Genomic DNA, 14,131 nt, shown 5'->3' with positions numbered 1-14,131 from the left:
GAAATGTTTCCCGGACTGAATAATCAAGAACGCGCTACGGTGCTGGCTGAAGCCCTGCCGTGGCTGCAACACTTCCGCGATAAAATCGTCGTCGTCAAGTATGGTGGCAACGCCATGGTGGATGAGGAACTCAAGGAAGCCTTTGCGGCGGATATGGTGTTTCTGCGCACCATCGGAGCAAAGCCCGTTGTCGTCCACGGAGGTGGCCCGCAGATCAATTCCATGCTGGATAAGCTCGGCATCGAAGGCGAATTTAAGGGCGGTTTCCGCGTCACCTCGCCCGAAATCATGGACGTGGTGCGGATGGTCCTTTTGGGCCAAGTCGGCCGCGGATTGGTGAATCTCATTAACTCGCACGGGCCCTACGCCGTGGGCACAAGTGGCGAAGACGCTGGGCTTTTCCGCGCCACCAAGCGGTTTGTGGACGTAGAAGGGGAAGCAACCGATATCGGGATGGTGGGCGATATCGTGGAGGTCAACCCGGCAGCCGTCAATGACATCATCGAAGCTGGCCGCATCCCGGTGGTCTCAACTATCGCGCCAGGAACCGATGGCGAGGTGTATAACATCAACGCCGATAGCGCCGCGGGTGCGCTAGCGAGCGCACTGGGAGCAGAACGCCTTGTCATCTTGACCAACGTGGAAGGCCTTTATACCGACTGGCCGAATAAAGACTCCCTAGTCTCCAAAATCGAAAGCGATGAGCTTAGCGGACTGCTTCCCGGCCTGAGCTCCGGCATGATTCCCAAAATGGAATCCTGTCTCAATGCCGTGCAGGGCGGAGTATCCGCCGCGCACGTTATCGACGGCCGAATAGGCCATTCCGTGCTCCTTGAGCTTTTAACCCCAGGCGGCATTGGAACGATGGTCCTGCCCGATGATTACGAAAAGCACGATTATCCCGAAGGCACAGTGTTCAGGAAGGACGATATCGCATGAGCACGCAAGAAACATTAACCGGCCGGTGGTCAGAAACGCTGGCCAATACCTATGGCCAGCCGCCACTCGGGCTGGTCTCCGGGGAGGGGTCCACGCTTACCGATGAAAACGGGAAAACCTACATTGACCTGCTGGCCGGCATCGCCGTGAATTCCTTGGGCTATGGCAATGCGGAGGTAGCAGATGCTGTTGCCAAGCAAAGCCGCACCCTTGTGCATACCTCCAATCTTTTTGCCACCCAACCCGTGCTCGACGCCGGGGCAAAGCTGATTGAGCGGGTAGGCGATAGCGACGCGCGCGTATTTTTCTGCAACTCCGGCTCAGAGGCTAACGAGGCGGCATTCAAGCTCGCACGGCTCACGGGTAGGCGGCGTATCCTTGCTGCGCACCATGGTTTTCACGGGCGCACGATGGGCTCTTTGGCCATGACTGGGCAGCCCGATAAGCAAAAGGCATTCCGTCCACTGCCTAGCGGCGTGGAATTTTACCCTTACGGCGATATCGACTACCTGCGCCAGTTGGTGGAGCAAGATGCCGCGGATACCGCCGCCATTATCTTCGAGCCTATTCAGGGCGAGACCGGAGTCATTCCTGCCCCTGCCGGGTTTATGCGGGCGGTTTCTGATTTATGCGATGAACACGGCATTTTGCTGATCGTCGATGAGGTCCAAGCCGGAGCAGGGCGCACGGGGCAGTTCTTTGCCCACGAGCTCGAAGATATTTCCCCCGATGTTATCACCATGGCCAAGGGGCTGGGCGCCGGACTGCCCATCGGCGCCACCATCACCCGCGGGCGCGCCAAAGATCTGTTCCAGCCAGGTTCCCACGGGACCACCTTTGGCGGAAACCCCGTGGCGTGTGCCGCGGCCAATGTTGTCCTTGATGCCCTCGATGAGAAATTCTTGAATGAGGTCTGCGCAAAGGGCGAGGATTTAACGCAGCAAGTCAAGAAGATTTCCGGGGTCAGCGACGTGCGCGGCCGCGGTCTTATGCTAGGTGTTGTATTAAATGCACCGGTGGCTCGCGAGGCCGTCAAGCGTGGATTTGAGCAGGGGATTATCCTCAATGCGCCGAGCGAGAACGTCTTGCGCCTTACCCCGCCACTGGTCATTTCCCAGCAGGAAATTGATATTGCCCTAGAAAAGCTACGCACCGTTGTGGAGGAATTAGTATGAACTTGCGCCATTTCTTAGCCGATGATGACCTCAGCCCGGAGGAACAAAAAGAAGTCCTCGATCTCGCGGTTAAGCTCAAGGCCGATCCGTTTGCGCGGCGCCCTCTGGAGGGACCAAAGACGGTAGCCGTCCTCTTTGATAAGACATCTACGCGCACCCGCTTTTCTTTTGAAACCGGAATTGCGCATATGGGCGGCAGCGCCATTACTGTTGATTCTTCGGGCACACAGATGGGCAAGGGCGAGTCCTACCAGGATACGGGCGCGGTCTTGTCCCGCTACGTGGAGGCCATCGTCTGGCGCACCTATGCCCACGATAACCTGGAACAGATGGCGGAGACTTCCAAGGTTCCGTTGGTCAATGCTCTGTCTGATGACCTGCATCCCTGCCAAATCTTGGCCGATCTTCTGACCTGCCGGGAAAACTTTGGCGATCTTGCTGGCCGCAAGGCGGTCTACCTTGGGGATGGCAATAATAATATGGCCAATTCTTATATGCTTGGCTTTGCTACCGCTGGCATGGATATTTCCATCATTTCGCCGGAAGGGTTCCAGCCTCGTCCCGAATTTGTCGAGCGCGCACGGCAGCGCGGCAACGTCACGGTTACCGATGACGTTGCGGAAGTAGCCGGCGCCGATGTAGTCATAACGGATACCTGGGTGTCTATGGGCCAGGAAAACGATGGGCAGGATAGGCGCACTCCGTTTTTGCCCTATCAGGTCTCTAAAGATGTGATGGCAAAGGCAAAGCAGGACGCGATTTTCTTGCACTGCCTGCCGGCCTATCGTGGCAACGAGGTGACCGCAGAGGTCATCGACGGGCCGCAATCCCGAGTATTCGATGAGGCGGAAAACCGCCTGCATGCCCAAAAGGCACTGCTGGTGTGGCTGCTCGATATTAATAAGGAGAACCGCTAGCGATGAGCACCCCGAGCACTCGAACTGCCCGGCAGGCAAAGATCTTGGAAATTTTGGATCGCAATCGCGTCACGAGCCAGGTGCAATTATCGGAGCTCTTGTTGGCAGAAGGCATCGATATCACGCAGGCCACGCTGTCGCGGGATCTTGATGAGCTGGGAGCGAAGAAGGTCAAGCGAGACGGTGGGCGCTCGTACTATATGGTCGCGGGCGAGCTGGAACAATTCGAAGATCAGGTGGGCGGACCGCGCGAGAAGCTGCGGCGCATGTTGGATGAATTGGTGGTCTCCCACGATTCTTCGATGAATATCGCGATGTTGCGCACGCCGGCGGGAGCAGCGCAGTACCTCGCCAGCTTTATCGATCGCGTGGGCCTGCACGATGTAGTGGGGTGCATCGCCGGTGATGACACCATCTTTGTGCTGGCACGCGAGGGGGTTACCGGTGCGGAATTGGCGGAAAGGCTGAAGGCGCAGAAGATTTAAAGAATAGTGGCATTCTCGCACCCGCTCGTATATTATTTAACTAACCGAATTTTTTTCAATTATTGAAGGAGTCTTAGCATGTCTGCACGCGTAGTCTTGGCCTATTCCGGTGGCCTCGATACCTCGGTAGCCATTCCATACCTGGCAAAGATGACCGGCGGCGACGTTGTCGCCGTCTCCCTTGACTTGGGTCAGGGCGGCGAGGATATGGAGTCCGTACGCCAGCGCGCGCTCGATTGCGGTGCGGTGGAGTCCATCGTTATCGATGCCAAAGATGAGTTTGCGGAGCAATACTGCGTGCCCACCATTAAGGCGAATGGCATGTACATGAAGCAGTACCCGCTGGTATCTGCCATTTCCCGCCCGCTTATTACCAAGCACCTCGTGAAGGCAGCGCAGGAGCACGGTGGAACGCACGTTTCTCACGGTTGTACCGGTAAGGGCAATGACCAGGTGCGCTTTGAGGTGTCCTTCCGCGCCCAGGATCCATCGCTAGAGATCGTCGCCCCAGCGCGCGATTATGCATGGACCCGCGATAAGGCCATCGATTTTGCAGAAGAGATTAACCTGCCCATTGAGCAATCGGCGGCCTCGCCATTTTCCATCGACCAGAACCTGTGGGGCCGTGCGGTAGAAACCGGCTTCCTGGAGGATTTGTGGAACCCGCCGACAAAGGATCTCTACGCATATACGGAAGACCCGGGCCTGGGCAATGCTCCGGATGAAATCATCATTTCCTTTGAGAAGGGCGTTCCGGTTGCGGTCGATGGCAAGAAGCTGACCCCGCTGCAGGTCATCGAAGAGGTCAACCGCCGCGCTGGCGCCCAGGGCATTGGCCGCCTGGACATGGTAGAGGACCGGTTGGTGGGCATTAAGTCCCGCGAGGTCTACGAGGCACCGGGCGCCATGGTGCTCATCCAGGCCCACGAGGCGCTGGAGGATGTCACCGTGGAGCGCGAGCTGGCACGCTACAAGCGCCTGACGGATGCACGGTGGTCCGAGGAGGTTTACGACGGCCTGTGGCACTCGCCGCTCAAGCGTTCTCTGGATGCCTTCATCGAGGAGTCCCAGGAGAACGTCACCGGCGATATCCGCCTGAGCCTGCACGCAGGTACCGCGACCGTCACCGGCCGCCGCTCCGGACAGTCGCTGTATTCCTTCGATTTGGCTACCTACGACACCGGCGATACCTTCGACCAGACCGCTGCAAAGGGCTTTGTCCAGTTGCACGGCTTGTCCACCCAGATTTCCAACCAGCGTGACCGCGAGGGTGGTTTCCCCACCAGCGCAGAAAAATAGGCACCGATGGAACCACACAAGACTAACGAAGGCGCGCTCTGGGGCGGCCGGTTCTCCGGCGGCCCTTCCGAGGCGATGTTCGCCCTTTCGGTTTCCACCCATTTTGACTGGGTGCTTGCCCCTTACGACGTACTCGCTTCGAAGGCGCATGCCAAGGTGCTGCACAAGGCAGGGCTGCTTTCTGATGCCGACCTAGACACCATGCTTTCTGGACTCACCGAGCTCGGGGAAAAGGTAGCTTCGGGCGAATTTGTGCCAGCACCCACCGACGAAGATGTGCACGGCGCCATGGAGCGCGGCCTCATCGACATCGTTGGGCCCGAGGTAGGCGGCCGCCTGCGCGCGGGACGTTCCCGCAATGACCAAGTTGCCACGCTCTTTCGCATGTGGGTACGCGATGCCATCCGCGATACGGCCCTGCAGGTCTCCGAGCTTGTCGATGCCCTAGCGGATCAAGCCGCCGCGCATCCCGAAGCCATCATGCCGGGCAAGACGCACTCCCAGGCCGCGCAGCCCATCTTGCTTGCCCACGAATTATTGGGTCATGCCCAACCGCTGCTGCGCGATATTCAACGCTTGCAGGACTTGGATAAGCGGCTAGCCGTATCCCCGTATGGCTCGGGTGCGCTCGCAGGTTCCTCCCTGCAGCTTGACCCAGAAGCCATCGCCGCAGAGCTCGGATTTGATTCCGCTGCGGAAAACTCCCTGGATGGCACCGCATCTCGCGATTTTGCATCGGAAACGGCCTTTGTGCTGGCGCAGATCGCAGTGGACATGTCCCGGCTGGCAGAAGAGATTATCTACTGGTGCACCCCGGAATACGGCTACGTCACCTTGGATGATGCTTGGTCTACGGGTTCATCCATCATGCCGCAAAAGAAGAACCCGGATATCTCGGAACTTACCCGCGGCAAGACTGGTCGCCTGATTGGCAATCTCACTGGGTTGCTATCCACGCTCAAGGCACAGCCGCTGGCCTATAACCGCGACCTGCAAGAGGACAAAGAACCCATCGTAGACTCGGTGGCGCAGCTCAATTTGTTGCTGCCATCGATGACCGGGCTCGTGTCCACCCTGTCCTTTAATGAGGACAGGATGCGCGAGTTGGCGCCACGCGGATTCACCTTGGCCACCGACCTAGCAGAGTGGATGGTGCGGCAAGGCGTACCTTTCCGCGAAGCACACGAAGCTTCCGGCGCGTGCGTACGCATCGCCGAAGAGCGGGGAGTGGACCTGGTGGATCTCACTGACGAGGAACTTAGGGGCGTCGACAAGCGGCTGACCCCAGAGGTGCGCGCGGTCCTGACCATTGATGGTGCGGTCGCTTCCCGCACAACCAAGGGCGGGACCGCCGGCGTTCGCGTTGCTGAACAGCGCGAAACCGTCCGCGAACATGCCGCCGCGGCGCGTGAGTGGGCTACCAAGCCAGTGCGCACGCAGAACTAGAAGGGCGACAGACAAGGTCCCTGGCTTATCTAGAAGATAAAAATGCCCTCATCAATGAGAGGAAGGCATTCCATGAGACGTTGCGGGCTGGCCCTTTATGCCGCCTGCGACGTTGTGCAACGTGATGCCGCGCCGTTCGGCATCCTCGGCGAAAGCTGAGATGAAGCTGGCCGAGCGCTTGCCGGAGGCGCAGTACACCCACGCTTCGCTAAGCCCCTCGGCCTGCAGGGAATCGAGGAGGCAGCGCGCTGCCTCTGGATCTTCCAGCCACACGGAGGTTGGTAAGTGGAAATGTTTGGCGGTGGCGTCAAAAAAGAAATCATCAATTACGGCTTCACTGATTTCGCGCACATCGATGGCCGCGGCGCCATCGCGCAGCTTATCGAATAACTCTTCAGCGCTATCAGCAGCCTCCGGCACGGCACAGGCAGCGCCACCGTAGTCATGCTGCAGCTGGGTGGTTAGTTCGCGTGCTGGGTCGCGGGGCACGCGGAAGTGGTCGATGGAGGCGGTTAGTGCATTGTAGATGCTTAGCAGGCCCACCCGCTCGCGGTTCATGCCCGTTGCGAACTGGATCAGCTCGGTGGACATCAGGCCCGCGACCACGCTGGTGGTCACACCCAGCACGCCGGCGGTGGCGCAATCAGGCACGGAATCGGGGTCGGGCTGCAGGGGATAGAGGTCGCGCATGCCCACGCCCGACTCGGCGCCGGGCCCAGACCACCACACCGCGCAGTCGCCCCGAAAACGCAGCACCGAGCCCCATACCAGCGGGGTGCCGGTGATTTCCGCGGCATCGGCTGCTAGGAATTTGGTGGTAAACGTGTCGGAACCATCCACTAGGATGTCCACCCCACGGAGGTAGTCCACGGCATTGTCAGAAGTAAGTCGGTCGCGAATCGCATGCACGACGATGCCGGGCTGTAGTTGCTGGAGCTGTTCGGCGGCGACCTCCACCTTGGGCCTTCCCACATCGTGGGCGCCAAATAGAATCTGGCGGTGGATATTGCTCAGATCCACCGTGTCGTCGTCGATCACAGAGATCTCACCCACGCCGGCGGCAGCCAGCTGCTGCATCAGGGGACAGCCCAAACCACCAGCGCCGATGACGAAGACGTGGGTGGAGTGCAGCGCCTCTTGCTGGGCGATGCCGAAGCCAGGCAACAGCGTTTGGCGGGCAACCCTGTGCAACTCTTCGCGGGGCAGTTGGCTCATTACAGGACCTTGTCTTCCCAGCTAGCCAAGCCTGCAAACAATGACGATGCTACGGCGTGCTGTCGCTTTGGAATGCGGCCGGCTTGGCGGGCCAACCGGCCGCCTTCCACCGCGTATTTCATTGCAGTGGCCATTGCCAGGGGATCCTGGCAGCGGTTGATAGCGCTGGCGAGGAGAACGCCGTCGCAGCCCAGCTCCATAGCCAGTGCAGCATCGGAGGCCGTGCCCACACCGGCATCCAGCAGTACGGGCACGTGGGTACGCGAACAGATCAGCTCAATATTGTGCGGATTCAGGATGCCTAGGCCCGTGCCGATGGGCGAGCCCAAAGGCATCACCGCATCCACACCCACGTCTTCTAGCCGCTTGGCGATGACCGGATCGTCGCTCGTGTATGCCAGCACCACGAATCCTTCAGCGGCCAGCATTTCGCAAGCATCTACCAGCTCGACGACGTCCGGCAGAAGCGTGCGATCATCCGCGATAACCTCGACCTTCACCCAATTGGTGCCTAGCGCTTCGCGTGCTAGCTTGGCGGTGATTACGGCATCGCGGGCGGTGCGGCACCCAGCAGTGTTGGGCAGCACGTCAATGTTTAACCGTCGTAAGAGCTCAAAGATGGATTCCCCACCGGAGCTTGTGGCACTGTGCCGACGCATGGCCACCGTGGTGAGCTCGGTACCGCTGGCAACCAGGGACTGTTCCAACATAGCCTGGCTGCTGGCACCGCCGGTTCCCATTACTAGGTGCGAATCGAATTGTTTATCCGCGATAGAAAGCATGGTTAAAGCTCCTAACCGCCCTGCACGGCGGTGAGGATATCCAGCACGTCGCCGTTGGTGACTTCATAAGACCAGTTGCTGGCTGGAACGACATCGCCATTGACGGCTACGGCCACGCCTTTCGGCGCGGCATCGCCAGTTTCTGCTTCTACGACGGCGGTCACGGTGATGTGCCTATCGCTGCTGCGGGGTTCTCCATTAACCGTGTATTCCATGGTGAGTTTTCCTTTCTTTTATGGTTATCGGGCGTGGCGTAGTGGATCGCAGGCCGAGATGTCCAACCCCGGGGACGTACCTAGCCCCAACTGGGCACCTACCTTAGCCCCGAAGGCGGACAACAGGATTCCGTGGCGGAAGTATCCGGTAGAGACCACTAGCCCGTCGCGTACTTTGCCCAGGTAGGGAAGGTCATCGGGGGTGCCAGGCCGGGCTCCAACGATCGCTTCGATGAATTCGCATTCCTCCAGCCCAGGAACCACCCGGATGGCATCGCGCAGCAGTGTGTACACACCGTCTACGGCGGGCCCCTTGCGGTTGTCTTCGCGGCTGGTCGCCCCGACGGCGATGGTGCCATCGGTGCGGGGGATGACATACACCGGCCGGTCCTCCACGAAGGCGCGCACCACTCGGGTGAGCGGTTCGCCGCTGGTGTGCACTAGTTCTTCCGGTACCCGCAGCCGCAGCATGTCGCCGTACACCGGCCGAAGTGCCAGGGGATTGGCGCCCTCGAACCAGCCGTCCACCTCCTTGGACCCCAGCCCGTTGCAGAGGTAGATCATGTCGGCGGTGAGTACCCGGGCATCGGCAAGCTGCACATTTTGCCCGTCGATGCGCGTTGCTGCAGTGGACATAAATCGAACCCCGGCGTGCTGCAGGTATTCCAGAAGGCACGCGCTGAACATACGCGGGTTGATCTGATGATCGCCCGGGATTTCCACCGCGGCCGCCAGCTGGGGACTTAGGCCCGATTCTAGCTTTCGGGCTTGCCGTAGTGGCAGCGCGTGGGCATCCATGCCGTGTTTCTGCTGCAGCGCCAGCAGCTCGCGGATGTGCACGCCATCGGCGCGGTCGGCGCCCACCACCAAGGTGGATTCACTACGGTGCCCGGTTGGTGCGGTGGTTTTCGCCCCCAACCTGGCCAGCAGGTCAGGGAACATCTCGCCCGAAGCCACCATCAGCGGATAAAGCGGTTCTTGCCGGTATTGCACTTCCGCAACCGGAGCCAGCATGCCACCGGCCACGAATGTGGCACCGCTGATGGGCTGGGGATCTACCACTAGGATTTTCTGCGGGTCCACGCCCGCCTCCAGCAGCTCGAATGCGGTGGTCAGCCCGATGATTCCCGCTCCAATGATGGCGTGCTCGGTATTATCCATGTGAACCGTTTGCTGGGTTCGTATTTGCCAGATCGAAGGCATCGACAACCGTGGTTGCCAGCGCAGCTGGATCATCGGAGTCCATAAAAGCACGCACAATCGCCACTCCAGCCACACCGGTTTTGGCCAGTGCTTCTGCGTCGGTGGCCTGCACGTCTCCAATAGCCACCACCGGAACTGCCGATGCACTCACGAGTGGGGGATAACCTTCCAATCCCAGCGGGGTGCGGCCGGAGGACTTCGTCGGCGTGGGGCGGAAGGGGCCGGCTCCGATGTAGTCGATCACATCGGCGTATTCGTTAGCAGCCTGTACGAGCTCGAGGGTGCCCGTAGTCAGCCCGATGATCGCATCCTCGCCAAGGATTCGCCGCGCCAGGCGCGGGTCCAGATCGTCCTGGCCGATGTGCACGCCGTGGATATGGTGTTCGCCCATCAGGGCGGCCGCTACGTCCACTCGGTCATCGATAAGCACTCGCGTTGCCGGATTGGCTTTTTCTACTGCTGCGGCAACGTCGATGGCCAGGGCGGTCAAATCGCGCACGCTGATGGGCTTGCTGCGAACTTGAATCACGCCCGCACCACCTGCCGCTGCTGCCGCGGCAACCTGTACGACCTTTTCCTGCGGTGCGCCCGTGACGTGGTAGCACCGCAGGTCCAGTAGGTTAGCGCTCACTGTACTCGGCTACTTCCTTGGCCTCGCTGCGGTTCAGGTACAGCTTGGAACCCGCGCGGCGGAATTCTTCGGCCATTTCTTCTTCGCCTTCGGCATTAGTGACACCCGCTTCGTCCACGCTCTGGCGGCCGAAGCCCGGCAAGCCGAGGTCCTTGACCAGCGATTGCTCGTGGTCGGTGGCCAGAGCCTCATCGATCTTCTCGCCGAATGCGTCGCGGATGTCCTGGCTAATGCGCATGGAACAGAACTTGGGTCCACACATCGAGCAGAAGTGGGCGGTCTTCGCCGGCTCCGCAGGCAGGGTTTCGTCGTGGTAGGCCTGGGCGGTATCCGGGTCTAGGGACAGGGCGAACTGGTCGTGCCAGCGGAACTCGAAGCGGGCCTTGCTCATCGCATCGTCCCATTCGTGGGCGCCAGGGTGGCCCTTGGCGACGTCCGCGGCGTGGGCCGAGACCTTGTAGGTGATTACACCGGTCTTCACATCGTCCTTATTCGGCAGGCCGAGGTGCTCTTTCGGGGTGACGTAGCACAACATTGCGGTACCACCCATGGCGATATTGGCCGCACCGATGGCGGAAGTGATGTGGTCGTAGCCGGGAGCAATGTCGGTGACCAGCGGTCCCAGGGTGTAGAACGGTGCACCGCCGCACCATTCCTGCTCCTTTTCGTTGTTGACCTGCACCATGTTTAGCGGCACGTGGCCCGGGCCTTCGACCATCACCTGCACGTCGTATTCCCACGCGCGGTGGGTCAGCTCGCCGATGGTCTTTAGCTCGGCGAACTGGGCTGCGTCGTTGGCGTCGGCGATGGAGCCGGGGCGCAGGCCGTCGCCCAGAGAGAACGCGACGTCGTATTTGGCGAAGATCTCGCACAGCTCGTCGAAGTTCTCATAGAGGAAGGATTCCTTGTGGTGTGCCAGGCACCAGCCGGCCATGATGGAACCGCCGCGGGAGACGATGCCGGTCACGCGCTTGGTGGTCAGCGGCACGAAGGGCAGGCGCACGCCGGCGTGGATCGTCATGTAGTCCACACCCTGCTCACACTGCTCGATCACGGTATCGCGGAAGATTTCCCAGGTCAGATCCTCGGCGACGCCGTCGACCTTCTCGAGTGCTTGGTAGATCGGCACGGTACCAATCGGCACCGGAGAGTTGCGCATGATCCACTCGCGGGTGGTGTGAATGTCGTTACCGGTGGATAGATCCATCACGGTATCTGCGCCCCAGCGGGTAGCCCAGCGCAGCTTGTCTACCTCTTCGCGGATCGAGGAAGTCACGGCGGAGTTACCGATATTGGCGTTGATCTTCGTGTTGAAGGCATTGCCGATGATCATCGGCTCGGACTCCGGGTGGTTGATGTTGTTCGGGATGATCGCTTTACCGGAGGCAACCTGCTCGCGCACCTTTTCTACGTCACAGTGCTCGCGCAGTGCGACGTATTCCATCTCCGGGGTGATAACACCCTGGCGGGCGTAGTGCATCTGGGTTACGCGCTTTCCTTCCTTGGCCCGCAGCGTTTCGCGGCTGACGCCCTTCCACTCGTCGCTGGCCTCGCCACGCTTGAGGGCGCGGTTACCGTCGTCCAGCAAGTTGCGACGACGCCCCTCGTAGGCCTCCACATCTCCGCGGGCTTTGATCCACTCGCTGCGCAGGGCCTCTAGGCCTTCGGTAGGCTCGGCCCACGGACCGCGGGTGCGGTAGAGCTTCTGCGGTGCGTTCGGGCCGGTCGGGGAATCGTCCAGCTGCACCTCGGTCTCCGGCACCTGGAGGGTGAAGGTCTTACCGAAGGATTCCACCTGCTTCTCGACGGGGGCGAAGCTGTGCTTCGGGTGGATTTCCGCACCATATTCGTCGTTCGGAATGGTGGTACGGGTGTGTTGGGTAGACGTATCCGTCATAAATGACTCTCCTCATTCTTCCTTCGCTGGTTCTAACCAGGCAGGTTCTAGCGGTACTCGCGCGGGCATACAGCGCGATCTCAGCTCGATACCTCGAGCGCCCGTGTTCGGTTGCACCTTCCACTGTAACGCACACCACCCGAGAGTGAAGTTATGGGCTAGGTGGTTGACCGAGGAGGCATCGGCAAGCAACACCAGGGAGTCACTCGGTGAGATGTCCGGGGCAGGGGCTAAACTAAGCAGCATGATTGATCAGAAGCTCCTAGAGATCCTCGTGTGCCCCATCGACAGGCAACCGCTGGAGGATCACGGTGACTATTTGGTGAACCCCAGGCTGAACAAGGCCTATCCAGTGCAGGACGGCATTCCGGTCATGCTTGTCGACGAAGCCGTGGACTGGCCCATTGAGTCCAAGTAACTAGAGTCCTGCAAATCAAGTAATAGGAAAAGGGAACACCTTCGTATGAGCAACACCACGAACATCATCGACGAACTGCAATGGCGCGGGCTGATCAACCAGTCCACGGACTTGGAGGCGCTGAAGGAAGCCACAGAGAACCCGATCAGCTTGTACTGCGGTTTCGATCCGACGGGCAGCTCGCTGCATGCGGGCCACCTGGTGCCGCTGATTATGCTGAAGCGCTTCCAGCAATTCGGTCACCGTCCAATCGCGTTGGCTGGTGGAGCCACGGGAATGATTGGTGACCCGCGCGATGTCGGCGAGCGCTCCATGCTCTCGGAAGAGCAGATCGCAGAGAACATGCAGGCAATCAAGACCCAACTTGAGGCTTTCGTGGACTTCACCGATTCGGGCGAGGTTACAAGCCCAGCGGTGATGGTCAATAACGCCGACTGGACCAGTCAGATCAACGTCATTGAATACCTGCGCGACATTGGTAAGAACTTCTCGCTCAACACCATGCTGGACCGCGATACCGTTAAGCGGCGCTTGGAATCCGACGGCATTTCTTACACCGAGTTTTCCTACATGCTGCTGCAGGCGAACGACTTTGCGCACCTGCACAACGAGTACGACTGCGTACTGCAGATTGGCGGTGGCGACCAGTGGGGCAACATCGTTTCCGGCGTGGATCTCAACCGCCGCGTAAACGGTGCGAAGGTGCACGGCCTGACGGTACCGCTGGTGACAGATGCCGAGGGCAATAAGTTCGGCAAATCCACCGGCGGCGGCAAACTGTGGCTAGATCCACAGCTGACTAGCCCGTACTCTTGGTACCAGTACTTCATTAACGCCGGTGATGCCGTGGTTATCGATTACCTGCGTTGGTTTACCTTCCTCACCCAGGAGGAGATCGCGGAACTGGAGCGCAAGGTAGAGCAGGAACCCCACAAGCGTGAGGCGCAACGCGTGTTGGCGCGGGAGATGACCACCTTGGTGCACGGCGCGCAGGCCACCGAAGCAGTGGAGCTGGCTTCCCAGGCACTGTTCGGCAGGGCAGAACTGCAGGATCTGGACGAGTCCACGCTGTCTTCTGCATTGCAGGAAACCGAGGTGGTTGAGGTCAGCACGCAGGCCACCATCCTGGACTTGTTGGTTGAGTCGGGATTGGAGAAATCAAAGGGTGCCGCGCGCCGCACTGTGGGTGAAGGTGGCGCGTACGTGAATAACCAGCGCATCGAGGACATCGAGTGGTCCCCGTCTTCCCAAGACCTGCTGCATGGCTCTTGGCTGGTGTTGCGTAAGGGCAAGAAGCGTTTCGCCGGGGCACGGGTTGTGAATCCTTCCTAGTGACGGCGCCCTGGCTGTTAACTGATCCCTTGGTAATTGCGGTTTTACGCTTTTGCCAGGGGATTTGTGCGTTTCTCAGAGTGGGGTGTAGGTTTATCCAAGTCGCCGAGAGGTAGCCGGTTGGTTACTTTTTAGTGACTTTTTGTACTGACTTGGCTCAAGGATTTGACTTGGTTC

Annotated in this window: 14 protein-coding genes; 8 read left to right on the top strand and 6 right to left on the bottom strand. The window is 59.9% G+C overall.

The annotated features are described in order from the left end of the window. Positions 1-3: 3 nt before the first annotated feature. The 6 genes from argB to argH all read left to right on the top strand — a co-directional run bounded on the left by argB (position 4) and on the right by argH (position 6,261). Positions 4-939, top strand: a complete 936-nt coding sequence (argB, locus tag ABRP66_RS05960; RefSeq protein ID WP_349838448.1) for an acetylglutamate kinase — start codon at positions 4-6, stop codon at positions 937-939. Beyond that, a complete protein-coding gene (locus tag ABRP66_RS05955) occupies positions 936-2,114 on the top strand; it encodes an acetylornithine transaminase (RefSeq protein WP_284850227.1) in 1,179 nt (392 codons plus the stop codon). Before argB ends, ABRP66_RS05955 begins: the two co-directional genes overlap by 4 nt. Beyond that, positions 2,111-3,031, top strand: coding sequence for an ornithine carbamoyltransferase (argF, locus tag ABRP66_RS05950; protein ID WP_349838447.1), 921 nt, complete (start codon positions 2,111-2,113; stop codon positions 3,029-3,031). The genes ABRP66_RS05955 and argF overlap by 4 nt, the downstream gene beginning before the upstream one ends. A 2-nt stretch (positions 3,032-3,033) precedes the next feature. After that, complete coding sequence (locus ABRP66_RS05945; RefSeq protein WP_284770485.1) at positions 3,034-3,516, top strand: arginine repressor; 483 nt, start codon at positions 3,034-3,036, stop codon at positions 3,514-3,516. A gap of 78 nt (positions 3,517-3,594) precedes the next feature. Continuing rightward, complete coding sequence (locus ABRP66_RS05940) at positions 3,595-4,815, top strand: argininosuccinate synthase (protein ID WP_023017895.1); 1,221 nt, start codon at positions 3,595-3,597, stop codon at positions 4,813-4,815. A 6-nt stretch (positions 4,816-4,821) separates the two neighbouring features. Continuing rightward, on the top strand, positions 4,822-6,261 hold the full coding sequence (gene argH, locus ABRP66_RS05935; RefSeq protein WP_349838446.1) for an argininosuccinate lyase: 1,440 nt from the start codon (positions 4,822-4,824) through the stop codon (positions 6,259-6,261). A 51-nt stretch (positions 6,262-6,312) separates the two neighbouring features. Here argH and ABRP66_RS05930 read toward each other — a convergent pair whose 3' ends face one another. The 6 genes from ABRP66_RS05930 to thiC are packed head-to-tail and all read right to left on the bottom strand — an operon-like array spanning position 6,313 to position 12,204. Next, complete coding sequence (locus tag ABRP66_RS05930) at positions 6,313-7,476, bottom strand: ThiF family adenylyltransferase (RefSeq protein ID WP_349838445.1); 1,164 nt, start codon at positions 7,474-7,476, stop codon at positions 6,313-6,315. After that, positions 7,476-8,258, bottom strand: a complete 783-nt coding sequence (locus ABRP66_RS05925) for a thiazole synthase (protein WP_284783023.1) — start codon at positions 8,256-8,258, stop codon at positions 7,476-7,478. Before ABRP66_RS05925 ends, ABRP66_RS05930 begins: the two co-directional genes overlap by 1 nt. Before the next feature lie 11 nt (positions 8,259-8,269). Next, entirely contained in the window at positions 8,270-8,473 is a 204-nt protein-coding gene (thiS, locus tag ABRP66_RS05920; RefSeq protein ID WP_284783025.1) for a sulfur carrier protein ThiS, read from the bottom strand. 24 nt (positions 8,474-8,497) lie between these two features. Continuing rightward, complete coding sequence (thiO, locus tag ABRP66_RS05915; RefSeq protein ID WP_349838444.1) at positions 8,498-9,634, bottom strand: glycine oxidase ThiO; 1,137 nt, start codon at positions 9,632-9,634, stop codon at positions 8,498-8,500. Then, positions 9,627-10,307 carry a thiamine phosphate synthase gene (locus ABRP66_RS05910; protein WP_284850221.1) on the bottom strand — a complete coding sequence of 227 codons (681 nt, stop codon included), beginning with the start codon at positions 10,305-10,307 and terminating at the stop codon, positions 9,627-9,629. Before ABRP66_RS05910 ends, thiO begins: the two co-directional genes overlap by 8 nt. Continuing rightward, positions 10,297-12,204 (bottom strand): phosphomethylpyrimidine synthase ThiC, encoded by a 1,908-nt coding sequence (gene thiC, locus ABRP66_RS05905; RefSeq protein ID WP_349838443.1) that lies wholly within the window; start codon positions 12,202-12,204, stop codon positions 10,297-10,299. Before thiC ends, ABRP66_RS05910 begins: the two co-directional genes overlap by 11 nt. Before the next feature lie 244 nt (positions 12,205-12,448). On the opposite strand from thiC, the gene ABRP66_RS05900 reads away from it, so the two are divergent. Continuing rightward, positions 12,449-12,622, top strand: coding sequence for a Trm112 family protein (locus tag ABRP66_RS05900; protein WP_034659356.1), 174 nt, complete (start codon positions 12,449-12,451; stop codon positions 12,620-12,622). A gap of 45 nt (positions 12,623-12,667) precedes the next feature. Next, the gene (gene tyrS, locus ABRP66_RS05895; RefSeq protein ID WP_284852339.1) at positions 12,668-13,954 is read left to right on the top strand and encodes a tyrosine--tRNA ligase; all 1,287 of its coding nucleotides are present in this window, start codon (positions 12,668-12,670) and stop codon (positions 13,952-13,954) included. Positions 13,955-14,131 lie beyond the last annotated feature (177 nt).

Origin of the sequence: Corynebacterium sp. KPL2680, from assembly GCF_040225675.1 — a bacterium.
GTDB classification, from domain to species: domain Bacteria; phylum Actinomycetota; class Actinomycetes; order Mycobacteriales; family Mycobacteriaceae; genus Corynebacterium; species Corynebacterium rhinophilum.
Note: the sequence above shows the minus strand (reverse complement) of the source record. Positions and strands in the feature narration are given on the sequence as shown.